Annotated in this window: 20 protein-coding genes and 3 tRNA genes; 9 read left to right on the top strand and 14 right to left on the bottom strand. The window is 44.5% G+C overall.

All coding sequences use genetic code 11. The features are described from left to right. Positions 1 to 151 precede the first annotated feature (151 nt). The 6 genes from hcaD to hcaE all read right to left on the bottom strand — a co-directional run bounded on the left by hcaD (position 152) and on the right by hcaE (position 5,448). Positions 152 to 1,378 carry a 3-phenylpropionate/cinnamic acid dioxygenase ferredoxin--NAD(+) reductase subunit gene (gene hcaD, locus F894_RS02815; protein WP_005245896.1) on the bottom strand — a complete coding sequence of 409 codons (1,227 nt, stop codon included), beginning with the start codon at positions 1,376 to 1,378 and terminating at the stop codon, positions 152 to 154. Between the two features lie 4 nt (positions 1,379 to 1,382). Then, a complete protein-coding gene (locus F894_RS02810; protein WP_005245895.1) occupies positions 1,383 to 2,348 on the bottom strand; it encodes a 3-carboxyethylcatechol 2,3-dioxygenase in 966 nt (321 codons plus the stop codon). Between the two features lie 73 nt (positions 2,349 to 2,421). Then, entirely contained in the window at positions 2,422 to 3,237 is an 816-nt protein-coding gene (gene hcaB / locus F894_RS02805) for a 3-phenylpropionate-dihydrodiol/cinnamic acid-dihydrodiol dehydrogenase (protein WP_004278515.1), read from the bottom strand. A gap of 2 nt (positions 3,238 to 3,239) precedes the next feature. After that, positions 3,240 to 3,566 (bottom strand): 3-phenylpropionate/cinnamic acid dioxygenase ferredoxin subunit, encoded by a 327-nt coding sequence (gene hcaC, locus F894_RS02800; protein WP_004278517.1) that lies wholly within the window; start codon positions 3,564 to 3,566, stop codon positions 3,240 to 3,242. After that, positions 3,566 to 4,084: a 3-phenylpropionate/cinnamic acid dioxygenase subunit beta gene (gene hcaF / locus F894_RS02795; protein ID WP_005245894.1), complete on the bottom strand. Its 519-nt coding sequence runs from the start codon at positions 4,082 to 4,084 to the stop codon at positions 3,566 to 3,568. The genes hcaC and hcaF overlap by 1 nt, the downstream gene beginning before the upstream one ends. After that, positions 4,081 to 5,448 carry a 3-phenylpropionate/cinnamic acid dioxygenase subunit alpha gene (gene hcaE, locus F894_RS02790; RefSeq protein ID WP_005245893.1) on the bottom strand — a complete coding sequence of 456 codons (1,368 nt, stop codon included), beginning with the start codon at positions 5,446 to 5,448 and terminating at the stop codon, positions 4,081 to 4,083. Before hcaE ends, hcaF begins: the two co-directional genes overlap by 4 nt. Before the next feature lie 281 nt (positions 5,449 to 5,729). Between hcaE and hcaR the strand changes: the two genes are divergently transcribed. Next, positions 5,730 to 6,638 (top strand): DNA-binding transcriptional regulator HcaR, encoded by a 909-nt coding sequence (gene hcaR, locus F894_RS02785; protein ID WP_005245892.1) that lies wholly within the window; start codon positions 5,730 to 5,732, stop codon positions 6,636 to 6,638. A 380-nt stretch (positions 6,639 to 7,018) separates the two neighbouring features. Here the strand turns inward: hcaR and F894_RS02780 are convergent, their stop codons facing one another. From F894_RS02780 to F894_RS02750, 7 genes are all read right to left on the bottom strand, one after another. Beyond that, positions 7,019 to 7,879, bottom strand: coding sequence for an alpha/beta fold hydrolase (locus F894_RS02780; protein ID WP_004278523.1), 861 nt, complete (start codon positions 7,877 to 7,879; stop codon positions 7,019 to 7,021). A gap of 279 nt (positions 7,880 to 8,158) precedes the next feature. Further along, positions 8,159 to 9,421 (bottom strand): OprD family outer membrane porin, encoded by a 1,263-nt coding sequence (locus F894_RS02775; RefSeq protein ID WP_005245891.1) that lies wholly within the window; start codon positions 9,419 to 9,421, stop codon positions 8,159 to 8,161. A gap of 429 nt (positions 9,422 to 9,850) precedes the next feature. After that, positions 9,851 to 10,870, bottom strand: coding sequence for a 4-hydroxy-2-oxovalerate aldolase (gene dmpG, locus F894_RS02770; protein ID WP_005245890.1), 1,020 nt, complete (start codon positions 10,868 to 10,870; stop codon positions 9,851 to 9,853). Between the two features lie 12 nt (positions 10,871 to 10,882). Continuing rightward, the gene (locus F894_RS02765) at positions 10,883 to 11,779 is read right to left on the bottom strand and encodes an acetaldehyde dehydrogenase (acetylating) (RefSeq protein ID WP_005245889.1); all 897 of its coding nucleotides are present in this window, start codon (positions 11,777 to 11,779) and stop codon (positions 10,883 to 10,885) included. Positions 11,780 to 11,803: 24 nt separating this feature from the next. Then, positions 11,804 to 12,601 carry a 2-keto-4-pentenoate hydratase gene (locus F894_RS02760; RefSeq protein ID WP_005245887.1) on the bottom strand — a complete coding sequence of 266 codons (798 nt, stop codon included), beginning with the start codon at positions 12,599 to 12,601 and terminating at the stop codon, positions 11,804 to 11,806. 407 nt (positions 12,602 to 13,008) lie between these two features. Next, positions 13,009 to 13,677: an HAD-IA family hydrolase gene (locus F894_RS02755; protein ID WP_005245886.1), complete on the bottom strand. Its 669-nt coding sequence runs from the start codon at positions 13,675 to 13,677 to the stop codon at positions 13,009 to 13,011. A 429-nt stretch (positions 13,678 to 14,106) separates the two neighbouring features. Then, entirely contained in the window at positions 14,107 to 15,063 is a 957-nt protein-coding gene (locus F894_RS02750; RefSeq protein ID WP_005245885.1) for an RluA family pseudouridine synthase, read from the bottom strand. A gap of 766 nt (positions 15,064 to 15,829) precedes the next feature. Here F894_RS02750 and F894_RS02745 point away from each other — a divergent pair. The 5 genes from F894_RS02745 (at position 15,830) to F894_RS02725 (ending at position 21,842) form a co-directional block, all read left to right on the top strand. Beyond that, positions 15,830 to 19,309 carry an Rne/Rng family ribonuclease gene (locus F894_RS02745; protein WP_005245884.1) on the top strand — a complete coding sequence of 1,160 codons (3,480 nt, stop codon included), beginning with the start codon at positions 15,830 to 15,832 and terminating at the stop codon, positions 19,307 to 19,309. Between the two features lie 173 nt (positions 19,310 to 19,482). Continuing rightward, positions 19,483 to 21,324 (top strand): long-chain-acyl-CoA synthetase, encoded by a 1,842-nt coding sequence (locus F894_RS02740; RefSeq protein ID WP_005245883.1) that lies wholly within the window; start codon positions 19,483 to 19,485, stop codon positions 21,322 to 21,324. A 195-nt stretch (positions 21,325 to 21,519) separates the two neighbouring features. Next, positions 21,520 to 21,595, top strand: a tRNA-Lys gene (locus tag F894_RS02735). Between the two features lie 20 nt (positions 21,596 to 21,615). Beyond that, a tRNA-Lys gene (locus tag F894_RS02730) sits at positions 21,616 to 21,691 on the top strand. A 75-nt stretch (positions 21,692 to 21,766) separates the two neighbouring features. Continuing rightward, positions 21,767 to 21,842: transfer RNA gene (locus tag F894_RS02725), tRNA-Lys, on the top strand. A gap of 182 nt (positions 21,843 to 22,024) precedes the next feature. Here F894_RS02725 and F894_RS02720 read toward each other — a convergent pair. After that, positions 22,025 to 22,714 (bottom strand): hypothetical protein, encoded by a 690-nt coding sequence (locus tag F894_RS02720; RefSeq protein WP_005245882.1) that lies wholly within the window; start codon positions 22,712 to 22,714, stop codon positions 22,025 to 22,027. Between the two features lie 243 nt (positions 22,715 to 22,957). Here F894_RS02720 and F894_RS02715 point away from each other — a divergent pair, with 243 nt between their 5' ends. The 3 genes from F894_RS02715 to F894_RS02705 all read left to right on the top strand — a co-directional run bounded on the left by F894_RS02715 (position 22,958) and on the right by F894_RS02705 (position 25,745). Then, on the top strand, positions 22,958 to 23,233 hold the full coding sequence (locus F894_RS02715) for a PspC domain-containing protein (protein ID WP_004278536.1): 276 nt from the start codon (positions 22,958 to 22,960) through the stop codon (positions 23,231 to 23,233). Positions 23,234 to 23,464: 231 nt separating this feature from the next. Then, on the top strand, positions 23,465 to 24,250 hold the full coding sequence (locus tag F894_RS02710; protein ID WP_005245881.1) for a sulfite exporter TauE/SafE family protein: 786 nt from the start codon (positions 23,465 to 23,467) through the stop codon (positions 24,248 to 24,250). 82 nt (positions 24,251 to 24,332) lie between these two features. Continuing rightward, positions 24,333 to 25,745, top strand: coding sequence for an SLC13 family permease (locus F894_RS02705; protein WP_005245880.1), 1,413 nt, complete (start codon positions 24,333 to 24,335; stop codon positions 25,743 to 25,745). The last annotated feature ends 48 nt before the right edge of the window (positions 25,746 to 25,793 follow it).

The raw sequence follows: 25,793 nt of genomic DNA, 5'->3' as shown, positions 1-25,793 counted from the left end.
CCAAGAAGTTCTGGATCAGCAACTTCAAAAATAGCGTATAGCGAATTCATGCTGAGATGAAGTTTTAATTTTTGATAAATTCATCAAGTTTCGTGCATAAAAAACAGACCTATGCAAAACATAGGTCTGTCCAAAAATATCTCAATACAACTTAAGCAATTTTGCGTAAGTCTTGCGCGATATCCAAATGTTTTTCAACATCAAACGCCGTACTTTTGCTGATCATTTTTTTCAAATGACGCATTTCTTTGGCTGCATTCACGGTAATCCCGCCAACGATCTGACCATCAGTCACACCATACATCACGAATGAATTGTCTGCACCTTTGGCTGTATCCATTTCACCACGGATATGCCATTCAGCTGCGGCCATATCGCCGACAAACTGGAAATTGATATTCAGCTGATCCGTCCAGAACCAGGCCGGATTGGCTTTCGGATGTTCCACCCCCATCACGTGACGCGCAAAGATACCTGCCTGAAGGTTGGCATTTTCCCAGGTTTCCACGCGGCGGTGATTGCCACAGTCACGCAACTGAGTCGCAACATCGCCTGCTGCATAAATGTCAGCATTCGAGGTTTGGCAATGTTCATTGACTTTAATCGCAACATCAACGTCCAGACCGGCATCTACGGCAAGCTGTGCATTTGGCACGATCCCGATTCCGTAAACTACAGCATCAGCACGAAGCTCTTCACCGCCTTCCAGCGTTACCACGACTTCTTCTCCGTCTAAACGGCAATCTGCAATCTTGGTTTCAAGACGCACATCGACCTGGTTTTGACGATGCTGTTCCAGCAGGAATTCGCTCAGGATTTGTGGTGAACAACGGCCCATGACCATTGGACCCATTTCGATCACAGTCACCTGACAGTCTTTGTAACGTGCTGAAGATGCCAGCTCAAGACCAATCACGCCACCACCAATCAGGATGATACGGCGACCGGCTTGAAGCACAGGCACCAGCGCTTGTGAATCTTCCAGGTTACGCAGGGTATAAACGTGTTTGCCCAAAGCATCGAAATTAGGCAAACGGCGCGCGGTGCCACCTGTTGCAAGCAAGAGTTTGTCGTAAGCAACAACATCACCGTTCAGGAGTTCAACCGTTTTCGCTTCGGCATTGATTTTCATCACGCCATTACCGCGAATTGTTTCCACCCCTAAATCTGCCAGTTTCTGTTCTGACAGGATTTCGATCTTGGTCTCTTCAGGTTTTAGAATCACATCTTTAGACAACGGTGGACGCTCATAAGGAAGATGGCTTTCATCACCAATTAAAGTGATTTTGCCTTCATACTTGTTGCCACGAAGTTCTAAAATTGCGCTCGCACCTGCCTGGCCAGCACCCACGATCACGATGTTGTTTACGTTGCTCATTTTCTTAACCTTTTAACTCTGCAGATACGATACCGAAGCCGGCAATCCATTCGCTGATGTCTTCATAGCAATGCGTGGTCATTTCATACTCACCCATTTCGCTTAAGGCAGCGAAGGCAGCCATCCAAGAACGGACTTCCTGACCACCACGACCACCATCACGGCGGATTTCAGCTTCAGTCATCGCTTCTAATGTTGCAAAATCAGCGTTCTTGAAGGTTTCCAGCAGGGCAATATCCCATTCAGCATTCAAAGGCACGGCAACTGACGTATCCCCTGCTGCCAGCTTTTGACCCACTGCAATAATTTTGGATTGACGTGCATGACGTGCTTCAGGCGTTGGATAACGGCCTGCAATCAGGAACTCTTCCACTTCTGGTGGTACTGCACCCATTTGCGGTGTAGGTGGATCATGTGAAAGACCACCGGTACCTAAAACAAGCACACGCTCATTTTCAAGGTTTAAAGACTTGATGTATTGACCCACAGCACGGCCCAAAGCGATGGTACGTTTGGTGGTTGGCATAGGTGCAGCAGCGCCATTAATAAAAATTGGAATCGTTGGATAACGATCAAGTTTGCCTTCACACAGGAAATGTAAGGGCTGAGTCACGCCATGGTCGGCCTGCATACGGTATGAGTAGGCAACATCCACGCCTTCATCCAGTACACGTCGAACCAGATCTAATGCCTTGTCTTCAGGTACATCAATATGATCATTGTCTTTACCATAATCCCAGTCACCTGCAGCTTTGGCACGAATACCGACGCAGAAACTTGGCATCAGGTCATAGAAGAAACCATTAAAATGATCTGGACCAAAAGTGATGATCAGGGTTGGGTCGTAAGCTTTTACTTCAGCAGAGAGTTTTTCAAAAGCAGCACGAACTTTTTGCTTTTTTGATTGATCTTGAGGTGAAGCAAATTCCATTAAAGGACTGTGCGATGCACAAATAAGTTTAACGGCCATGAGAGACTCCTAGAAGGAAAGCAGCCCTGAGAGAAGAGGCTGCCGGTAAGTCCATTTGAATGAGACTAGATGTTTATTCGTCAAAGAAACCTGCACGTGGCTGACGTAGGCCACGAATACCCAGACCGCATTCTGCATTGATCAGAACACCAGTCAAAGGACGGTTGTTTTGACGAGATGCCAACAGCACGTATGAACCGGTCATATCTTCCGGTTCAGGCAAGAAATTCAGTGGCATGCCACGTGCAATTTTCTCAGGATCACGCGCATCGAGCAGGCCCACATTTTCCTGGCCGAGCGATGCCGCGCCTTTGATATTCACATTCATACCTGACGGCGCAACCGCGTTCACTCGTACTTTAGGCGCAAGCTCGTAGGCCAGTTCTTTCATAATGCCCACCCCTGCATGCTTAGATGCAGTATATACAGGGCCTCCGCCAGCGGAGTACAGTGCCGAATTAGACAAAGTAAATATGATAGAACCTTCAGAAGCGATCAATGCATCCAGTGCAGCCTTCGCACCGAGGATCAGAGATTTGGTATTAATGCCCATAATCTCGTCAAAGGCTTTCTCCAGCTGCTCACCTGAGGTATTGACGATATCGGCATAGTGATCCCAGATACCGGCATTACCAACGAAACAATCGAGTTTACCGAAACGTTCCACAGTTGCTTGAACTGCACGAACATTATCTGCATAGCTGGCTACATCACCTTCGATCGCAAGAACTTTTCCACCGAAGTGTTCATTTAATGCATCTACTTTAGCTTTTGAACGTTGAAGAACCGCAACTTGTGCACCTTCCTCAATAAAACGCTCTACCAAAGCCCAGCCTAAGCCTGAACCACCACCAGTAATAAGTGCAACTTCGCCTTGTAGCCAACCCATGCTTACTCTCCTGCCATCTCTACAAACAATTGACCATCTTCAACAATCACTGGGAATGTTTTGATTGGATCAGTTGCAGGTAGACACAATGCTTCACCTGTTTTTAAACAGAAACGTGCTGAATGTAATGGACATTCAACAGTACCGTCATCTTCAAGGTAACCTTCCGACATAGAAGCATTACCATGACTGCATTTATCGTTCATAGCGAAGAATTCACCGCCATTGTTAAATACAGCCAGCGCTTCGATACCGTTTACGCCACAATCTACTTTTAACGCTTCGCCTTCGTCTAATTCGTCAACTTGGCAAACAAAAATCTTATTCATTAGAAGAATACACTCAGGTTATGTGAGCTATATGTCGCTTGATCAAGCGTGATCTTACGGTTGAAGATCTGGAAGCCGAGGCCGCCTTCAACTTTACGGATCTTGTCATGACGTTTACCGCAGTAAATGACAATGTCTTTCTCTTTTTGCGTACGATATAGCAAATACGTTACGTACACGTCGTATTCGCCTTCAACTTCAGTTGGCTCTACGATCACGTTGCTCACCATGTGGGTGGTACGTGATGGAGGCTCTTCAGCCCAGGCCATACCGGTTTCAAGACGCGCAACACGACGTTCGAGCAAGTCTTTGGTGTCGTTGAATACCCAAGTGGTAGGTGGTTCAACTGAACGACGACGGTCACGGGTTTGTGCGTTTGGCGTGGTACGTAGCGTGTAAGAAATATCTTCAGCTAACGTATCTAACCATTCGCGGAATTTCCAATCGTCTAGCAATTTTGCTTCGCGATAAAGGAACTGACTAATTTGGTGATGAAGTTCTAAGCTGATTTGACTCATTTCATAAGCCCCTTCTCATATTCGTCAGCTGCTTTTTCCACGTCTTCCCATTTTTCATGGATCAATAAATCTGCCCAGCGGCGGTACATACCACGTGCTGCAGTTTCAGAGAAAATGTAGTTGGTGATACCTGGGATACCATCTTCACGTACTTTTTCGTTGCCTTTACCCATTTCCATAATGAGTTTGTTTTGACGCGCTTTATAACCACGTAAAACTTTTTGGATCTCGATCCAGTTTTCAGAGTCATCTTGCTCCAGGAAACCGGCTGGACCAAAGGCACGCGTTGCAGAACGTTCAAATGCTTCTTTCACTTCTTGAGATGCTTCAGCATCAGCAATACAGAATGCCCACACTTCAGTTTTGTTTGGACCACGTGGGTGCCATACACGAAGTGTTGCAGTACCGTTCAACCAAGACAAAGTTGGGAACATGGTGTTGTGACCTGCAAGACGCAGTGCACGAGTCTCGCCTAGGCGCTCTTTAACTTCGTCGTACGTTTCACGGAAGTAGTTGGCAACTTCACCGTCAACCCACACGTTTGCGTCTGGTTTCTCTGTGAAGAAGAAGCCTGAACCATGACCGCGTGAACCATACTGGATCGCGTCTTTCGCAGTTTCCCAAACTGGACGAGCAGTTTGCGCAGCACCTAATTTCTTAGAAGATTCGTCATCTGGTTTCGCGCCCAATACTTGGATCGCAGAAGCGTGAGAGAACAATGCGTGGTATTGGTCAGATGCAAACTGTTCCGCTGCAAACTTCCAGTTACACTCGATTTCCCACTTGTGTACACCACCAATGATTTCAGTACCACCTGGACGACGGTCAACAACGCCATCTAAGTACCAAGCGATATCACCCATGTATTCTTCTAGGTCAGGTGTGGTTTCATCCCAACAAGCGAATACCAAGCCTTTGTAAGACTTCACACGATTCACTTCAACCAGACCCCATTGCTCTTTACATGCACCATGTGGGTAAGCACGATCTTCAAGCGGGATATCTTTTAAAGAACCGTCAATGCCGTATGACCAACCGTGGTACGGGCAAGTAAATGCACGGGTATTACCACAGTCAGCGAAGCTCACACGCATAGAGCGGTGACGGCACTGGTTTAAAAATGCTTTGATTGAGCCGTCTTTTTGACGTGCCACAATGATTGGATCTTCACCCATATAGGTGTTGAAGAAATCACCAGCCTTAGGAATTTGGCTTTCATGGCAAAGGAATAACCAAGTACGACCGAAAACACGTTCGAGTTCTAATTCGTAAATGTCAGGATCTGTATAAATAGATGGCGTAATACGTCCATTTTGTGCATCGACTAAAGCATCGATTTCGCGCACATCAATTTTTCCACTCATGAAAAGCTCTCCTGTGACCTATCTTTGGCACAAAGTAATAGACTCAACTTTTCAACGATGATGGATTTGACAGCGTTTTTCGGGAAATATTTTTTTTGTTTCAATTAAGAGCTTAAAGCAATTATTAAGCACGTGAATTTTTATATTAAAACATCTATTAATCCCGCCAGAGCATTTAGTTTATGAATGGGAAAATAATCTTCACGACATAGTTGTTTATAGATTATACTTTGAGGAAATTATAGTAAGACATTTTTTGGATTACTCTTTGGGTTGATGACATGGAATTACGACACCTTCGCTACTTTATCACCGTTGCTGAAGAGCTCAATTTTAGTAAGGCAGCACTTAAACTTTATACGGCTCAACCCTCACTTAGCCAGCAAATCAAAGACCTGGAAGAAGATGTTGGGGTAAAACTACTCAACCGAACCAAACGTAAAGTAGAGCTGACCGAAGAAGGCGCCGTATTCCTGGAACAGGCCCGTCTCACCCTGGCACAAGCGGACAAGGCCGTTGCCATGGCACGTCAGGTGTCACAGGCCAAGCAGCAAATGCTCCGCATCGGTTTTGTACCGGTAGCCGAGATGAAAATCTTCCCGTATATCTTGCCAAATCTACGTGTACAGAACCCGGATTTAAAAATTGAACTGCTCAGCCTGAACAACAATGAGCAAATGCGTTTGTTAAAAAAAGGTGATTTGGATCTGACATTTACCCGTCATAATTTCAATAGTGATGAAATTGAAAGCCAGTTCGTGATTCGTGAACCGCTGATTTTCCTGCTGCCTAAAGATCACCCTTTAGCAAAATACGAAAGAATTCCTGTTAAAGCATTGAATGGTATTGATTTTATTATTCCATCAGCAGAGCAGTCATTGACCCTGAATCAGGCGATTCTGGACTTTGCCAAAGCCAACGGCATTGAATTCAATATTGTGCAAAAGGCCGATAATATTTTATTTAATATCAACTCGATCGGAATGGGCTTGGGCTGTACCATTTTGCCGGGCTATATTGCACCGCTGACCATGGATAATACCGTGATTCGTCCGCTGGACGTGGAGTTGCCCTATTTAGACCTGTATGTCAGCTACCATAAAAACAACAAATCCTATGCCGTCAGCAAATTTCTTGAACTTTTGACCCGTGTGTTCTATCTGGATATTTACCGTAGCGAACAAAATTAATCCCATTTCTTCCCTCTATCAGGCATATGCCATTCAACTTTTGATAGGCATGTGCTTTTATTATTTTATTATTTTATGCTTAAGAATTCGTTTTTAATTCTATTTTGTGATAAAGAATCTATTTCTAGCGTTTAAATTTGTCACTTGACCTCGACCAAAATTGTGTATTTTTAGCTCTAAATGTGCTGCATTTACCACTTAAGTCTAATAAAATTTAATTCGGATTTTTCTCAGTTTAAATAGCTCAAACCTATAAAAATTATTAGATTTTTAGATTTATCCAAATAAATGAGAATCAAACTCACTTAGGTACGCTACCTTAAATATTCCCGATATAAAAAAGGATGACCGAAGCCATCCTTTTTAAAACTACATCGAGCTTATTTTACGCCGTGTACAGCCAAGTAGTTTTTGATCACAGTGTTGAACTCATCTGCTTTTTCAACTTGAGACCAGTGACCACATTGGCTGAAGATATGTGCATCAGCATTTGGCACGATGTTCAGGATGTCCCAAGTACGAGAAACCGGAATCACCACGTCTTGCGTACCATGAATCAATAGTACAGGCACAGTAATGTCTTTCATTTTTTCGAAGTCTAATGGGAATTCGAAACGGTCACGGTCACGTGCGCCAACCACATCCATTAAACGATTTGATGCATAGTCATTTGCAGCAGAAGCAAAACGTACTTTTACCAGTTCATCAGTAATCAGGTCTTTGTTTACGACAAACATAGAAAGGGTTTTCTTGATTCCTTCTTCTGTAAGAACTGGGTTTGCGTGAGCTTTAAGTGCAGCTGTCTGTTTCGCACCGCCCGTACCCATAGACACGATACCCAAAATACGATCTGGATAATCCAATGCCATCTGGAATGCTAACCAGCCACCCAGAGAGTTACCGACCAACCAGGTTTTTTCGATACCCAAAGCATCTAGCGTACGGATCGCATGATCTACCCAGGCACGGATACCATATTCAGTACCCGGTGCAACCACAGTTTGGCCATAACCAATGGTATCAATCGCGATACAACGCGCTTGCTCACCAATTTGTGGCAGGTTTAACCACCAGTTTGCCGCGGCCGATACACCTGTACCTGAACCGTGTAAAAATAGAATAGGCGTACCTTCACCAATTTCGTGGTAATGGGTCAACTCGCCTTCAGCAGTTTCAATCCATTTGTCTTCTAAGCCAAAGAATGGATCTGTTTGATAGTCAGGGATTTGAACAGTGCTCATATTGCTTCCTCTTACAGTCTTTCGCTTGCGTGTCCCTCTATTTTCAAGAATTCGACGTCAAGTTGACTCATTAAAATGACTTGTGTACACCCTTATATTAACCGCTCAACCGCAGCAAACTGATACAAAATTACGATTGCACCCAACAAAATAGATATAATTTAAGTATTTGTTTTATATATTTTTTTATAAATTAAACCCTACATAAACTAAGGCTTTAACTGCATTCTTAAACCAAAAAGCAGCCAGAAGACTGACTGCTTTTAAAATATACGCGTATTAGAATTTATGCGTATAAGTGGTGGCGACACGGTATTCTTGCAGGTCTGGTTTTGCTGGATTGGCAAAATTCACATCAATATACATCGCCTGTACACCCAAACCTTTTAATTTACCTTCTGGCACAGTGTAGTTCACGATGGCATTCACTTCATCCGTATTGAAGTTCTGACCTTGATACGCCCCAGTACCTTTCTGATCATAACCTTTGAAATATACGGCTGTTGCATTTAAGCCTTTTGCACCCATTTCAGAGAAGTCATAGCCATAAGAAACACTCCATGACTTTTCTTCTGGCGCGGTAAAAGTCGCTACCCCCCAGTTCGCCAGATAAGGCTGTGGCACCCAGCCACCCAATGTCGGGAATGCGCTATCACCAAACATTTGCTGGTAACCTACACCTACGGTATGTGCACCATGATTCACTTTTGCAGCGACAGATAATGCTTGGTTATCGATCTCACCATACAGCTTGTCACCTGACTCCGAGTTATCGAAGTAACGGATGTGGCTATCTAATTTGGTTTTTTCACCAAGCGCAGTTTTATAATTCACACCCAGATAATGCTGTTGGTAAATGTCTTGAACATCGGCATACCAGTAGCTCGCCCCTACTTCTTTAGTAAGTTGGTGGTCTACACCCGCAATCCACATGCCATCAGCTTCAGCACCCGTATCATAGAAACTTGGTGGAGCAAATTTAGTTAAATCACGGAACTGGTTGTCATAACGGTTGTTAATACCATCAATATAAGCCAGAGTTAACTTGGTATCTTTAAGGTCTTTAGACTCTAACCAGGCACCACTATAAGTCGTCAATAACTGACGCGATGGATCAAATACCAAGACTGGAGATACAGGCAATAACTCACCGACTTTCAGTTCAGTTTGTGACACTTTGGCTTTTAAGGTCGCGCCGACTTTACCGAAATGGTCTTTTGATTCTTTGCCATCGTGTGGTAAAACCCAGTCCGGATTTTTATCACGGCCATTGAGTTTAACTGCATGCTGAACCAGTACATCAGCACCGACCTGCACACCACCACCGATATCGTGATAACCGGACTTGGCATCCAGAGTCACGCCTTGTGACCAAGAACCCCAGTTACGTGATGAGTAGTTATCTTGATACTGACGGTCTAGATAAAAGTTTTTAAATTTGAGTTGAACATTGCTGTCGTCAATAAAGTCTGCATTCGTTGCAGTTGTCCCTAAAGTTGCTGTCGCAGCAAGCATTGCAATCCGTAAATTGTGACGACGCATGATGAGTTCCCCATTCAGCTGATAAAATCCATGCCGCCATCATGCGCAAGTCGGTTTAAATAAAAAATCCGACCACAGTATTAAACTTTTGCTCTTTTAGCTCTCCATATTCCAAGCCCAGATTTAAGCGCTCAATCTCTTAGATTTTAAACCGATTAAAGAAAATAAAAATTTGACCGGATATTTAATTTATTTTTTGTTTTCTCTATTAATAAGCGCAATTTTTTTTTAAAATATTGAGCCACTATTTTTTATTTATCGTTTTTATGTTTAAGGAAAAAATTAAACTAAAATAATCTTCACATAACACTATAACTAAAATATCTGAGATCAGAGTTTTAATATATTATTAAAACTACTTCATAATAAAAAAGCATCCACTTTGGATGCTTTTTTATTAGCCTTATTTTAATACGATTGCATTAAAAATTAAGCTTGTAACTCACGCGCTTTAGACATGGTTAATGCCAGGTCTTCAATCATGTCTTCCTGACCACCAACCGTACCACGGCGACCAAGTTCCATCAGGATTTCACGCGCAGATACGCCATATTTCGCTTCAGCGCGTTTAGCAAACAACAGGAATGAAGAGTAAACACCGGCATAACCTAAAGTTGCCGCATCACGGTCGGCACGGATCGGGTTGTGCATCATTGGAATCACCAGATCTTCAGCAACGTCTTGTACTTTAAACAAGTCAACACCAGTGTCCATACCCATACGGTTTGCCACAGCGATAAACAATTCGAGTGGTGTATTACCCGCACCAGCACCTAAACCTGCAGACGCCAAATCAACACGTACCGCACCCGCTTGAACCGCAGCAACAGTATTCGATACACCCATGCCTAAGTTGTGGTGACCGTGGAAACCAAGCTCAATGCTTGAATCCAAGTGTTGACGTAAGTGACCCACACGGTCGATCACGTCCTGCGGAAGCATATAACCCGCTGAATCTGTCACGTAAATACAGTTTGCACCGTAAGACACCATCTTGTTTGCTTCTTCAAGCAATTTTTCAGGAGATGCCATATGCGCCAACATTAAGAAACCGACGGTGTCCATTTCTAGTTTACGTGCAGCGGTGATGTGCTGCTCAGAACAATCCGCTTCAGTACAATGCGTCGCCACACGAATGGTAGAGACACCAATTTCATGTGCCATTTTCAAATGGTCAACCGTACCGATACCAGGTAAAAGCAATGCAGAAATTTTTGCATTTTTCATACGTGGCACAACAGCGGATAAATATTCTTCATCCGTTGCAGCAGCAAAACCGTAGTTCACTGATGAACCGCCAAGGCCGTCACCGTGCGTTACTTCAATTAAAGGTACGCCGGCATCATCAAGTGCTGTTGAAATTGCAATCATTTGCTCAACAGTCGTTTGATGGCGCTGCGGGTGCATACCATCACGTAAAGTCATATCATGAACAATAATCTTAGACATTTTGGTATTCCTTTAAGCTTCAGCGGTGTTGAACACGTGTTCTGCGAACATTTCTGCAGTACGTGCAGCTGCTGCAGTCATAATATCCAGGTTGCCTGCGTATTTCGGCAGGAAGTCACCCAGACCTTCAACTTCCAAGTAAATTGATACACGGTTGCCATCAAATACAGGACCATTTACAAGCTTGTAACCTGGTACGTATTTTTGAACTTCCTTGATCATGGCATGTACAGATTCAGTGATCGCTGCCTGATCCGGCTCACCTTCTACTAGACAGTGAACAGTATCACGCATCATTAGAGGTGGCTCAGCCGGGTTAATGATGATGATCGCTTTACCTTGTTTCGCGCCGCCGACTTTCTCAATGGCACCTGCAGTAGTACATGTGAATTCATCAATGTTTTTACGCGTTCCCGGACCAACCGACTTAGTCGATACAGTTGCAATGATTTCGCCGTATTCAACAGGTTGAACGCGAGAAACCGCAGCCACCATCGGAATCGTTGCCTGACCGCCACATGTCACCATGTTCACGTTTGGTACTTCGCCCGCTTGTAGTAATGCTTCAAGGTTGACTGGTGGTACACAAAATGGACCAATCGCAGCAGGCGTTAAGTCGATCATCAACACGCCAAGTTCATTCAGCTTGCGGCTGTTTTCAGCATGGACATAGGCAGAAGTTGCATCGAATGCAATTTTGATGTCATCAACAATCACATGAGGAAGAAGACCATCAACGCCTTCAGCTGTGGTTTTTAAACCCATTTTCGCAGCACGCGCCAAACCTTCAGAAGTCGGGTCAATCCCCACCATCCAAACAGGTTCTAACCATTCGCTACGTTGTAATTTATAAAGCAAATCAGTACCAATATTCCCTGGACCGATCATTGCACATTTAATCTTTTTCATGAATGTACTCTCTTGGAATCTTGATTATTCAGCAGCGAATGCAGCGGTTACTGAACCGAAGCCTTCAATTTCAACTTTGAATTCATCACCTGGTTGCGCCACAACCATTGGACCTAAGGCACCCGTCAAGATGATGTCGCCTTTTAACAGCGGACGACCACGGCGTACCATTTCATCAGCCAGCCAAACAGCAGCATTCAATGGGTTGGCCAGACATGCTTTACCCACGCCTTGAGAAACGACTTCCTCACCGCGCGTCATCACCATCTTGCAGTTCACCAGATCAAGATTTTCTAATTTAACCGGCTGAGAACCCAAGACAAATGCAGCAGAAGATGCGTTATCCGCCACAGTATCAATCAGGCTGATTTTCCAGTTTTCGATACGGCTATCGACCACTTCAATTGCAGGCAATGCATAATCAGTTGCGCTGATAATGTCTGCATAGGTGTGTTTTTCTTTGGTTAAATCCTGGTTAATCACCAATGCGATTTCCGCTTCAACTTTCGGCTGAATCAGAAGGCCGGCTGGAATTGCTTCACCATCGCCATAGGCCATGTCGGCAAATAACATACCGAAATCCGGCTGATCTACACCTAGTTGCGCTTGAACGACTTTAGACGTCAAACCAATTTTACGACCCACCAGACGGCGACCTTCAGACAAAGCACGCTCGGTATTCACTTCCTGAACGGCATAGGCGATATCTACGTCAGCACTTTCACCGCCAAGTTCCGGGCGAATCGGTGCGATCGCAGTTTGTGATAATTCAGCGCTACGAAGTGCTTGTGCAACTGATTCAATAACAGCAGAATTCGACATCAATGTTTCCTTAAACTGCAAAAATTAGGCTTATGCCGGGATCTAAGAGGGACAGAAAGTATGCAAAGGATCAGGCTGATCATCCGCATGGAATGTCTTTCTCAGAGCGAGCATAGGAATAAACAGTTTTAGGATGGGAAAAATCCGGCGTTTGTGCCAATAGTTATTTTATTTTTTGCTATAGCTATTATCTATAAGAATAATTTATAAAAAACGAAATAAAACAAAATCTTATTATTTAAAATACATCGTTATTTAGCAAAATAACTGCCATAATATGACCGAATAAAATCAGTACAATTACGACTTTAGACTAAAAGATAAGATCCAGCGCTTAAATCTGCAGCATTCCCCAGCCAATTCAAACCGGGGAAACACATTTCTTGCACTGCAACCAAGATACTGGATTAAACTGCTTGTTTCCATTGGACTTTAGCCAACAATGCACTATGCAAAGCAGCCACATCATCCACGATACAGACTGGATTAAATTGAGCCAAAAGTTCAGGCGCATGTACGCCATAACTTACCCCAACACTTGGCATGGCAATATTTTGCGCCATTTCCAGATCATAAGACGTATCACCGACCATAATCGCATGTTCAGCCTGCACACCGGTTTCTGCCAGAATTTCTTCTAACATTAATGGATGAGGTTTGGAAAGGGTTTCGCTGGCTGCGCGCGTGGTCACAAATAGCTCCTCACTGTTCGTCTGTTTCAATACACGATCCAGACCTTTACGACTTTTCCCTGTAGCGACAGCCAGTTTCACGCCTTGCTGCTGTAAATCCGCGAGCATGTGCGCTACGCCTTCAAACCAGGAATCTCCTGATGAGTTGGCAACATAGTGATCTGAATAGGCCTGTAAAATATCGCTATGTAATTCTGGCACGGTTGGGAAAAGTTGCTGTGCAACTTCAGGTAAACCTAGTCCAATAATACTTTTCGCATCTGCATCCGTTAAAGGCTGCTGAAATAGCTGTGCGGCAAACTGCAAACTCGCTACGATTTGACCAACTGAGTCAAATAAAGTGCCATCCCAATCGAAAATGACCAATTTTAAAGGTGAGTTCATAAAAGGTTTCCTAGATTTTATTCGGTGTTTGACAAAACTTTGAGAGACTAGTGTTCTTCACCTCACCCCAACCCTCTCCTAAAACGAGAGAGAGAGATCCAATACTGAATAACTGACAGTCAAATTTATATGATGACACTTGATAGAATCAAAACTATTCAAAAAGATCTGAGACAGATTCCCACTTCTAATTAGGAGAGAGAAAACATTTTTTCTTCGTACATAATGCTTCTAAACATTAAAATACTAGCTTCACGTAATCTGAGCAAATGACAGAAGATTTTACGTGATGTCCCCCCTCTCCTTTTTAAAGGAAAGGGCTAATGCCTAAAATCTTCCCTAGCCCCTCTTTAAGAAAGAGGGGAATTCCCTCCTTTTTCAAAGGAGGGTGAGGGTGGATTGAATTTATTAAAAGAAAAAAATAATTCCTTACTGAGCAGCCGGTTTATCCGCCTTCTGCGCTCTTAACTGCGCCACCAGACTCTGCATATCTTCCGGTAATGGCGCTTCAATCACTGGATAGCCCGGAATGTCCAGACGCATTGCATGTAAACACAAACGGCGTGGTTTTGGCCCACGATATTCTGTTTCATGACCATACTTTTCATCGCCTACTAGCGGATGACCAATACTCAAACCATGAACACGAATCTGATGGGTACGACCCGAAAGCGGAGATGCATATACCAGTGTGGCATGCATAAAACGTTCCTGCACATTCCACTGGGTCTTAGACTCTTTGCCTTCTTTCGGCGACACGCAGACACGACGTTCACCATTGGCCAGCTCGTAACGATGTAAAGGTGCATCAATCAGCTGTTTATCCAGACTGACCTGCCCTTTTACTACAGCGGCATAGGTTTTTTTGATTTTATGTTCACGCAACATATCTTGTAATGTTTTCAGCACGCTACGCTTTTTGGAAATCATCACCAGACCGGAAGTATCACGGTCAATCCGGTGAATCAGTTCCAGATACTTTTTACCGGTTGCGGCACGCAAGCCCTCAATCAGGCCATAGGCCACACCGCTACCACCATGCACAGCAATCCCGGAAGGTTTATTCACGACCATCAAACCTTCATCTTCATAAATCACACGGGCCAATAAGCCTTGTGCCACTTTGTCAGAAACAGGTGCAGCAGATTCATCTTTCTGTTCATAGCGAATCGGCGCAACGCGAATCTGGTCACCGATTGCGAGTTTGGTTTCTGCTTTAATGCGTTTTTTATTAACGCGAACCTGGCCTTCACGAATCAGACGATAGATACGGCTTTTTGGCACACCTTTCAGACGACTAAACAGGAAATTATCGATGCGTTGTCCATCTTGATGTTCATCCACTTCAAACCAAGTGACGTTTTGCCATTGTTGCGTAGAATTCATACAGTTACTATGACCCAAAAAATACTAAAATTGATTAAAAACTGATCACTTAGGTTATGCTTTACACAAGAAACATAAGCTTAGCCCATAGGCAGATGATGCAAGGTTTGATATAGTCAGCGCACGGAAACCATCGTTTGTGAGTAAAAGTTGAATCATTTCAGATTTTTCTGAACTTGATTGTTCAATTAAAGACTCACATGATACGGGAAGGTCCCCAAAGAATTATGCCACGCCGAAGGCTTATTATATCGGCAAACAAAGCAAACTGTTGCGTTTAATTGTACCTCAGGTACATAAATCAGTTTGTCTTAAAAAATATGTCGCCAACTTTGTTGGTTTTTAAACGTAAACTGATACACATCAGATTAGTCGCAACCTGAAGACGACTTCAGGCTACAGCGTTGATGCATTGGATCTGCACAGTTTGTAAAGATACGACGACAATTCCGTATCAAGACACTTTCTATAAAGAAGGGATGATCTTCGAGCAATGTGACAGTGAAAGTTACACACATCCAATGCACCGCTCGTCCGCCAGTGAAGCGTTCAGGTGACTTTAATCCGTTTAAAGATTGAAGCCGTATTGCCATCATCAATACGTGAATCAAAAACCGAAGCCCATCTATATTAAATAGAGCTCGGTCATAAAAGACTCAAACCACAATGAAATTCATTGCAGATTTGAGCCATTGATCCGTGATGTGTGATGTTCGCTACGTGTATAGCGATTTTTTGCTGTGTATCACTATAAGGTGTTACACCCATGAAACGTATGTTGATTAATGCAACACATGCCGAAGAAATTCGCGTTGCACTTGTCACTGGTCAGCGTCTTTACGATTTTGATTTAGAAAATCGTACCCGTGAACAAAAAAAATCCAATATCTACAAAGGTCACGTGACTCGCGTTGAACCTTCTTTAGAAGCTGTATTCGTTGAATATGGTGCAGGTCGCCAAGGCTTCCTGTCAATGCGTGAAATCGCAAATTCATATTACAAAGCCGACCCTCGCCAAACTTCAAATATCCGTGAACTGATCACTGAAGGCACCGAACTTCTGGTTCAGGTGGAAAAAGAAGAGCGTGGCAATAAAGGCGCTGCCCTGTCTACTTTTATCTCACTTGCCGGCCGTTATTTGGTATTGATGCCAAACAACCCGAAAGGTGGTGGTATCAGCCGTCAGATTTCCGGTTCAGTGCGTGAAGAACTGAAAGAAATGCTGGCAACACTGAACGTGCCACGTGGTATGAGCGTGATTGTGCGTACTGCCGGGATTGGCCGTTCACAAGAAGAACTGCAACTCGACTTACAGCACTTGCTCGACCTTTGGGCACAAATCCAAAGCACGGCAAGTTCAGGTCCGTCACCAATGTTAGTACATCAGGAAGCGGGCGTGGTGACACGTGCCATTCGTGACTACCTGCGTGATGATGTTGCTGAAATTCTGATTGACTCAGAACAAGCCTACAACGAAGCTTATAACTTCGTAAAAGCAGTGATGCCACGTCAGCTAGAAAAGCTGAAAACTTATACCTTAAATGAACCTTTATTTGCGCATTTCGCGATTGAAAGTCAAATTCAAACTGCTTATGAACGTGAAGTAAAACTTCCTTCGGGCGGTTCGATCGTGATCGACCAAACTGAAGCTTTAGTATCAATTGACATTAACTCAGCAAAATCGACTCGCGGTAGCGATGTTGAAGACACCGCGTTAAACACCAACATTGAAGCGGCAGAAGAAATCGCGCGTCAATTACGTTTACGCGATATCGGTGGCCTGGTGGTGATCGACTTCATCGACATGACCAAAGACCGCAACCAGCGTATGGTGGAAGCGAAGCTACGTGAAGCAACGCAAAGTGACCGTGCCCGTATTCAGTTCGGTCAATTGTCACGTTTTGGTTTGATGGAAATGAGCCGTCAACGTCTGCGTCCTTCTCTTGAAGAAGCGACTGGCTACGTTTGCCCACGCTGTCATGGCACCGGTATGGTCCGTGATCTTCGTTCTTTATCACTTTCGATTATGCGTAAAGTGGAAGAGATCGCGCTACGTGAACGTCATGGTGAAGTTCAAGTCGAAGTTCCAGTCGAAATTGCTGCCTTCTTATTGAATGAAAAACGTCACACCTTGGTGTATTTGGAACAGACTTCAAATGTACGTGTGACTGTGTTGCCGCATCCGCATCTGGAAACACCGCATTATGAAATCACTTATAATGCCGAAGGCTTTGCACCAACCAGCTATGAACGTACTGAAGCAACACGTTCAAGTGAAAAAGAGTTGGGCTATGAGTCATCTGAATGGCATTTAGAAGAAGAACAACATACGCATGCTGCTGCACCAGCGCCTGCTCAACAGCAAAACAACGGCAGAAACAATAAACGCCGTAACCAGCAAAACCAAAATGCACAGCAAGCACTTGTTGCGCAACAAGCTCCTGCCCAAGCACAAGTTGCTGCTCCTGCATCTAGCCCATGTGCCTGGTTAGAAAACCTGTTTGTTCAAAAACAGGCTGCGACTGTTGATCAATCGCGTACTGCCAACAATGCAGCTGCAGCAATTGAACAAATGATCAATGGCGGTGCGGTGAGCCGTGGTCAGTTCGGTCAATTGTCTGCACCAGTGGCACAACCTGCGCCACAGCAAGTGTCTCAACCTGCTGCTCCGGCAAGCAGCAATGCCTACCTTGCACCATCGACTGTAGCGCAAAAACAGGAACGTGATGCTGAAAAACCGGCAGAGCGTGATGAAAGAGCGCCGCGTCATAACAATAAAAAACCACGCAATCCGAAGCACAAAGAACCGCGTGAGCAGGTTCAGTCCGAAGCCTCCGCTCCTCAGCAACATCAGGTGCATGAAGAAGTGGCTCAGGTATCTCGTCAAGAGCAACGTCATGAAGCACGTGAAAACAAGCGTAATTCTCGCCGTCAGCATCACAACGAGCCATCTCAGCAAAATGATGTTCAAAACAATGAGCAACAGCCACAACAGGCAATGCCACGTCGTGACCGCCGTAACCAGCCACGTCAGGAACGTCCAAATCGCCACCGCGATCCAAGCGTGCTGAATGAGCAGGCTCAACAAGCATCACCTGCAGTCGTTGAAGCGCCAGCAGTCAATGACAAACAGCTTCGTGTTGAGTTGGTCGATGCACCACGTCAAGACGTGATGCCAACAGCCATGGTCGTGAATATTGACCAGGCGAAAAGCGAAATCGTGGCATTGAATGACAATGCTGCAGTTGTAACGCCAGCGGTTGAAGTTACTGCACCGGCAGATGCGCCAGTTGAAGAAGCCGCTGCTGAAAATGTGGTGGAAGCTGCACTGACAGCACCTGCTGAAGAAGTTGTGACAGCGGAAGAATCAAGTGCTGAAAAACCTCGTGCCAGCAACGATCCGCGTCAGCGTCGTCGTCAGCAACGTGAAGGACAGCCTCAACAGGCTACAGTTCAAAAGTTGACTCCGTCACAAGTACCAACTTTGGGTCAGTTCACTATTGGTAGCCTGATTCGCCATGTTTATGGTGAAGACTGCTCCGTACTGATTGAACAGTTTGGTTTATTGCCAACCTTCAACCGTGCTCTAGAGAAGTTCACAAAAGAGTACAACGCGAGTCTAGTGGCTGCAGCATCGCCTGCCGCAGAGAAAAAACCGGTTACCCGTGATGTTCAAGTAACCGTAGCCAAGGTTGAAGCGGAGCCGGCTCCAGTTCTGGACCTGACTCCACCAAAACCGGTGTCGGACAAACGTGTCGCAAACGATCCACGTGAGCGTCGCCGTCTGGCTAAACAGGCTGCAGAACAGGCCCTGCAACAAGCCAAGCAACAGGCCAAAGTAGAAACAGCTCCGGCAGTTGAAACTGCGCCAGAAGCACCTGTAGCAGCAGAAGCGCAAGCAGAGTCTGCTGAAGCAGCGGCAACTGAAACTCCAGTAACCACTGAAATCGCTATTGAAGAAACCGTAAATGCTCAGCCAGCTGAACAAGCAACTGAAACGACGGCACCAGTAGATACAGCTCCTACAGAAGCGGCTCCAGTGACTGAAGCTCAACCTAGAGATGCTGCGCCAGTTGAAGCAAATGCTGAATCAGAAGCTCCTGTTACAGAAGCCCAGGATCAGGCCGAAGTAACAACAGAAGACACTGAAGCCAGCGAAGCTGAAAAAGCGGAGAAACAGGCTGCTCGTCCACGTCGTCCACGTGGTCGTCCACCGAAAAAAGCCAATACTGCAACTGAATCATAATTTGCTCAATTGCAGTCATCTAAAAAAACCTAGTCATTTCGGTGACTAGGTTTTTTTTGCTAGATTTAGTCAGAATAGGTTGATTGCACTAGTGTTTTAACGCTAAAAGATGGATAGCTCGTCTACTGTATATAAATTGAACGTATCGGATACGAAAAATAAATAGGATTCTCATGACCCAAATGAAACCACACGATCTGATTGGGATTGCAGATGTCGCTGCCAAAATCCCGGCTTTTTTGACCAAAGTGCCCAATTTGCTCACTGGTCTAAGACAGGCATATTTACGTACTCCGAACACACCGGCCGGCTTGGGTCTGGCTTTTGAAAAAGCGACCAAGCGTAACCCCGAAGGTATCGCCTTGCGTTTTGAAGAGCAAAGCTATAGCTATGCTGCTCTCAATGCCTGGGCCAACCAGATTGCCCATTTCTATCTATCCTTGGGCGCCAAGAAAGGTGATGTTGTTGCTGTCATGGTCGAGAACCGCCCTGAGCTGATTGCCAGCGTGATTGGTCTGGCTAAACTGGGTGTGACCACCGCTCTGGTCAATACCTCTCAAGTCGGCAAGGTGCTGACGCACAGTATCAATCTGGTCAAACCGATTGCCCTGATTGTGGGTGAAGAGTGTCGTCATGCAGTCAACGAGATTCGTAATGACCTGAATATTAGCAGTGACCGCCTGCACTGGTTTGCAGATCAAAACACTCAAGCCGATCCGGGTCAGGCGCCTGAGGGCTTTATCAACCTGGCTGAAAAAACCGATCTTGCTCCCAAATTCAATCCATCAACCACCCATTCGGTGCAGGGCAAAGACGGGCTGTTCTATATTTATACTTCGGGCACCACGGGTCTACCTAAAGCGGTGATCTTTACCAATGGTCGCTGGACGCTGGCTTATGGCACCTATGGGCATGTGTTGAATCTCAATAAAGATGATGTGATGTACTGTACCCTGCCGCTTTATCATGCCACAGGCATAGTGGTGTGCTGGTGTGGTGTCATTGCAGGGAACAGCACCCTGGCTATTCGGCGTAAATTTTCGACCTCCTCCTTCTGGAAGGATGTGCAAAAATTTGATGCCTCTGCGATTGGTTATGTCGGTGAGTTGTGCCGCTATCTGATGGATGCTCCCCCATCTGAACTGGAAAAAGGTCACCGCGTGACTAAGATGATTGGGAATGGCATGCGCCCAAATATCTGGGATAAATTTAAATCCCGTTTTGGCATTCAGGAAGTGCTGGAACTGTATGCCTCTAGTGAAGGCAATGTCGGTTTTAGCAATATTTTCAATTTTGACAATACCGTCGGTTTCTCACCCACACCGTATGCGATTATTGCCTTTGATAAAGATAAAAATGAGCCGGTACGGGACGCTAAAGGCCATTGCAAACGGGTGAAAAAAGGCGAAACTGGTTTATTAATTGGTAAAATTACCCGCCGTTCACCCTTTGATGGCTATACCGATCCGGAAAAAAACAAGTCAGTCATCATGCAGGATGTATTTACCCAAGGTGATGCTTACTTCAATACCGGAGATCTGGTGCGCAATATCGGCTTCCGTCATGCGCAGTTTGTTGATCGTTTAGGCGATACTTTCCGCTGGAAAGGGGAAAATGTTTCTACAACTGAAGTGGAAAATATGCTGACTGAGTATGACAAAATCGTTGAAGCAGTGGTCTATGGCGTAGAAATTCCCAATACCAATGGTCGTGCCGGTATGGCCGCGATTACCCTGCAACCCGATGTAAAATTGGATGATGCAGATTTAGCAGCTATGGCCGCTTGCTTTAAAAGATGCTTGCCGGCTTATGCGGTACCGGTATTTTTACGCGTACAACAGCAGGTTGAAACCACAGGCACCTTTAAATACCAGAAAAATAAATTGAAAGAGCAAGCATTTGATCCGATTAAAACCGATGAACGCCTGCTAGTGTTATTGCCAGGTGCAACGGCATATTACGAGCTCAACGCAGAGATTTTTGCCAATATCCAGGCCTATCAATATCGCTTCTAAGTACTAAAGTTGCCTATTTTTTGTTTAGATAAAGCATAATTGTTGTATTTATAATCAAACATGGGCAACTTTGTTATTTTTTGCTTGCGCTGAAATGAGATCTTGCTACAATACGCTCCATCAAACAAAGTGGTGCTTTAAGCTATTTAGCTTGACTTGCACTGCACATTCAAACCAAGTTTGAATGATGGTTCAGGGTCGTTAGCTCAGCTGGTAGAGCAGCGGACTTTTAATCCGTTGGTCCCGCGTTCGAATCGCGGACGACCCACCACTTATTTGATATTCCTTGATGGGTCGTTAGCTCAGCTGGTAGAGCAGCGGACTTTTAATCCGTTGGTCCCGCGTTCGAATCGCGGACGACCCACCATCTTCCGAAAGGATCACGTAAAAGTACACTACACTCTTGCGTCATAAAAATGGTCATCATCATTTTTATTCCTCAGGGTCGTTAGCTCAGCTGGTAGAGCAGCGGACTTTTAATCCGTTGGTCCCGCGTTCGAATCGCGGACGACCCACCATTCTTTCCTTAGAATGTCTCCCTGATTTCCCTTATTATATTTTAATTAAATTGCGATGTTTTGGTCGTGTATTTCTGCGCCCAGATTTTAGGCTCACACGTTCCCACAACTTGCCTTTATTGTCTAATCTAAACAGTATTTGAATTAAGCTTTCTACCAGATCAGCCGATTTTTATCGGGTATTATTCTTGAATATGAAAGGACGTGTCTTTGACCAGTTCATAGGCTTTCGAAGGTGCCGGATAGCCGCGATCAAATAATTCCCGGTTGGTTTTTTCTTTTTCACTATAGATTTTTTCCAGATTCATGACTAAGTGATTTGAATCTTTAATCTTATAGTAAAAGCTCGCTCCTTCTTTACGATTCACTACTATATCGGTACGCTCCGGATTGATAAACCAGCGGTCTTTACGGTAGGTAATATTATGAGCCGTGCTGCTTTTGGTATTATCAATAAATACTTTGCCATACTGTAAAATACTGCGATGCACCGTACCGTCCGGCATTAGAGTCAAAATAAATTCTGCCTTACCTTCAGTACAAGGCGCAAAGCGGCCATCACAGTCGATTTCAGTATGATAGCGACCTATAAACACCTTGGCATCCTCTGGTACAGTTGCCGGGTTTAAATCTGCTTCTACCGGAAGAGTCGCCTGCCCTGCGACCTGAGTTAAGGATTTGGCGCTGACAGTCACCACATCGGCCTTCGTATTGGCAGCGGAAATTTTAACGCCCTCTTCTGAGGTCGCCTGACCTTCCTGTTCAGGTTTGACTTGCTGCTGATCACAAGCCTGCAAAATCACCATACTCCCCAACACCAGGCTACATTTAAAAAAACTGCTTAATGTACAACGTGATACATCCAATTTCATTTTTAACAAACCTAAATAGGAAACATGGCGAGCAAAAAGCACCCAGCAAAGCTGATGAACTTTACACAAGAGTTCAATAGAATTTTCACTATGTTAGTAGCTCTTAGATCTGGTTTTAATCTTTATTAACATTACTTAACGATTTTATTTGTAATCAGCACTTTAAAAAGTTTAAGTAAACTCCATTTCTTTAAGTATGGATCCATTTTAGGATTCAAACTTATTTTTAATCAGGAGATTTTAATGGCCAATGTTGGTTTATATCGCTCTAACCGCTCAAACATGATTGCAGGTGTAATGGGTGGTATTGCTGAACGTTTTGGTTGGAACGCAAATTTATTACGTCTGATTTTTGTGGTGATTTCAATCATGAGTGCCGCATTCCCGGGTATTTTGGTCTATCTGGTGTTGTGGTTAATCATGCCGAAAAAACAGTACAGAATTGATCATGACAGCGTTCATCAACCTCAGGGCTATCAAAATCCTGTGCGTACAGTGAATCAGGATAAACGCTATTAAGCTGTACAGTCATTTTTAACAAGCGTTCTTAACCAGTTTCATCGCAGAGCTTCCTCTTTCACCCCGGTTAAATGGGATGAAATTTTGATGCCACGGTAATTTCCCCAACTTATCGTGGCTTTTTTTTGCCTATATTTTTTGTTATTTCTTTGCTGTATTACAGCTTTTCACTTTCTTTCTCAGTTGAATTCACGATAAGTTCAAGATTCCAATTTTTGAAATGGATTTCACATGACTCAGGCAGAATGGATGATGCTGTGGCTCTGTGCCGTCGCAGCCCTGCTGCATGGTTTAAGCGGCTTTGGCTTTCCTATGATGAGTACGGCTGTTCTGTCCAGCGCATATCCGCTTAGCATCGCGGTTACCCTTGTCATTCTGCCCTGTCTGCTGCTGAATCTGATCATGCTGAATGCTGACCCTGCGCATAGCCTGTTGAATAGTATTGGCTATTATATAAAACGTTATTGGCCATTAATGCTTAGTAGCCTAGTCGGCAGTGTACTCGGGGTCAAGCTATTACTTTGGCTAAATGAGGCTTATTTAAAACTATTATTGGGTCTGGTAATTATATTTTATGTCTTGGACCAGTTACGGGCACGCCCCTTACAAGTTAGTCCGCATATTTCCAGCATGCTCTGTTTTGGTTTACTGGCCGGCATTATTGGAGGTGCAACCAATGCCATGGCACCTTTTCTGATGATGTATCTGATGAGTTGCCAACTCTCTAAAACAGATATTGTCATTATCAGTAATCTCAATTTCATTGCCGGTAAACTGATCCAGCTGGTTTTACTGTTTCCAATTCTGATCACACTGGAAACCCATCAACAGCATATTCTGATCGGGATAAGCTTATTCGCCCTTGCTGGTGTCTGGATTGGAGGCAAAATACGCCATCGTTTATCTCAGCAGCACTTCAAATGGATTGTCCTGGCTTTACTTCTGGGTTTGGGCTTGTATGCTCTCTGGCAAAGTGCTGGATTATTGCAACAATCTGGTTATAGTATCTTTAAATAGGATATTTTTTAAGCAAAACAAAATTACAAATTTAAAGCTAATATAAAAAATGATGTAAATAAAAATCTTGCAAGGAGAGCATATGACTCAGACCAACCTAGCTACCCCGACCAATGCCATGCCCAAAGGGCTGCTTAAAGGCTGGATTCTTATTTTTGTCGCAGCCATTGTAGCCTATGGCTTATATCTTTACCTGCCCTATGACCAGAATGCCAATAAAGGACTGGCACTTTTAGTCTTTATCGGTATTTTATGGCTGACTGAAGCCATTCATATCACGATTACAGCTTTACTCGTCCCTGTGATGGCAGTATTACTGGCCATGCCAATGGCCTCTGGTGAAGAACTGGTTCCGATTACCACGCAAGCCGCTTTGGCCACTTTTGCCGATCCTGTCATTTTCCTGTTTTTTGGTGGTTTTGCGCTGGCAACGGCGTTGCATATCCAGAAACTGGACCGGAAAATTGCCATGTGGATCATCTCCATGTCCAGAGGGCATCTGGGCATTTCTGTACTGGCGATTTTTGTGGTGACGGCGCTGCTGTCCATGTGGATTTCCAATACGGCGACTGCTGCCATGATGCTGCCTTTGGCTCTGGGTTTGCTTTCACATCTGGATGTCAGCAAGGATCGTAAAACTTTTGTCTTTATCCTGCTCGGCATTGCCTATTCGGCCAGTATTGGCGGACTGGGCACCATGGTCGGTTCCCCTCCGAATGCCATTGCCGCCAAGGCCCTCGGCTATGATTTTGCCGACTGGATGAAAATCGGCTTGCCGATGATGTTCATTATTCTTCCCGCCATGCTGGTCAGTTTATATCTGGTACTACGTCCAAAACTAAATCATAAAGTACAATTTGTGACCGAAGACATTCCCTGGACCGGCACCCGTATAGCCACCATGATCCTCTTTCTCTGTACTGCAATTGCCTGGATTTTCAGTAAAAAATTCACCGAAATTTTTGGTATTTCCCAGCCGGATACCTGGATTGCAATTTTGGCTGCCTGTATGGTGGTGATTCTGGGTACCGCAAGCTGGAAACAGATTGCAGAAAATACCGACTGGGGGGTCTTGTACCTATTTGGTGGTGGTCTGACCTTGAGTGCCATTCTGAAGGATTCAGGCAGTTCGCTGGTACTGGGTCAAACTCTGGCCAATGCCTTTGGTGATGCCTCCCCGCTGATGATTATTTTTGTAGTCGCTACTTTTATTATCTTTCTGACTGAATTTACCAGTAATACCGCTTCGGCTGCTCTACTGGTACCAGTATTTGCCGCAATTGCGGATCAGATGGGAATGCCCAAAGAAATTCTGGTGATTGTCATTGGTATTGGTGCCTCATGTGCCTTTATGCTGCCGGTTGCTACCCCGCCAAATGCGATTGTTTTTGGAACCGGTCATATCCAGCAAAGCGAAATGATGAAAGTCGGTTTTGTACTGAATATCATGTGTATCTTTATTATTTCACTGTTTATTTACTGGTTCTTTATTTAATCATTAAAGTTTTAAGCATCACACCATCCACAAAGCACACTCCGGTGT

Source organism: Acinetobacter sp. CIP 51.11 (assembly GCF_000369665.1).
Taxonomy (GTDB): Bacteria; Pseudomonadota; Gammaproteobacteria; order Pseudomonadales; family Moraxellaceae; genus Acinetobacter; species Acinetobacter lwoffii_S.
The sequence above is the reverse complement of the archived record's forward strand: the minus strand, read 5'-3'. Positions and strand labels throughout refer to the sequence as shown.

Bases quoted from the DNA above. Each gene is read 5' to 3' on its own strand.
- hcaD (WP_005245896.1), bottom strand. From the start codon at position 1,378: ATGAGCAACGTAAACAACATCGTGATCGTGGGTGCTGGCCAGGCAGGT.
- F894_RS02810 (WP_005245895.1), bottom strand. From the start codon at position 2,348: ATGGCCGTTAAACTTATTTGTGCATCGCACAGTCCTTTAATGGAATTT.
- hcaB (WP_004278515.1), bottom strand. From the start codon at position 3,237: ATGGGTTGGCTACAAGGCGAAGTTGCACTTATTACTGGTGGTGGTTCA.
- hcaC (WP_004278517.1), bottom strand. From the start codon at position 3,566: ATGAATAAGATTTTTGTTTGCCAAGTTGACGAATTAGACGAAGGCGAA.
- hcaF (WP_005245894.1), bottom strand. From the start codon at position 4,084: ATGAGTCAAATCAGCTTAGAACTTCATCACCAAATTAGTCAGTTCCTT.
- hcaE (WP_005245893.1), bottom strand. From the start codon at position 5,448: ATGAGTGGAAAAATTGATGTGCGCGAAATCGATGCTTTAGTCGATGCA.
- hcaR (WP_005245892.1), top strand. From the start codon at position 5,730: ATGGAATTACGACACCTTCGCTACTTTATCACCGTTGCTGAAGAGCTC.
- F894_RS02780 (WP_004278523.1), bottom strand. From the start codon at position 7,879: ATGAGCACTGTTCAAATCCCTGACTATCAAACAGATCCATTCTTTGGC.
- F894_RS02775 (WP_005245891.1), bottom strand. From the start codon at position 9,421: ATGCGTCGTCACAATTTACGGATTGCAATGCTTGCTGCGACAGCAACT.
- dmpG (WP_005245890.1), bottom strand. From the start codon at position 10,870: ATGTCTAAGATTATTGTTCATGATATGACTTTACGTGATGGTATGCAC.
- F894_RS02765 (WP_005245889.1), bottom strand. From the start codon at position 11,779: ATGAAAAAGATTAAATGTGCAATGATCGGTCCAGGGAATATTGGTACT.
- F894_RS02760 (WP_005245887.1), bottom strand. From the start codon at position 12,601: ATGTCGAATTCTGCTGTTATTGAATCAGTTGCACAAGCACTTCGTAGC.
- F894_RS02755 (WP_005245886.1), bottom strand. From the start codon at position 13,677: ATGAACTCACCTTTAAAATTGGTCATTTTCGATTGGGATGGCACTTTA.
- F894_RS02750 (WP_005245885.1), bottom strand. From the start codon at position 15,063: ATGAATTCTACGCAACAATGGCAAAACGTCACTTGGTTTGAAGTGGAT.
- F894_RS02745 (WP_005245884.1), top strand. From the start codon at position 15,830: ATGAAACGTATGTTGATTAATGCAACACATGCCGAAGAAATTCGCGTT.
- F894_RS02740 (WP_005245883.1), top strand. From the start codon at position 19,483: ATGACCCAAATGAAACCACACGATCTGATTGGGATTGCAGATGTCGCT.
- F894_RS02720 (WP_005245882.1), bottom strand. From the start codon at position 22,714: ATGAAATTGGATGTATCACGTTGTACATTAAGCAGTTTTTTTAAATGT.
- F894_RS02715 (WP_004278536.1), top strand. From the start codon at position 22,958: ATGGCCAATGTTGGTTTATATCGCTCTAACCGCTCAAACATGATTGCA.
- F894_RS02710 (WP_005245881.1), top strand. From the start codon at position 23,465: ATGACTCAGGCAGAATGGATGATGCTGTGGCTCTGTGCCGTCGCAGCC.
- F894_RS02705 (WP_005245880.1), top strand. From the start codon at position 24,333: ATGACTCAGACCAACCTAGCTACCCCGACCAATGCCATGCCCAAAGGG.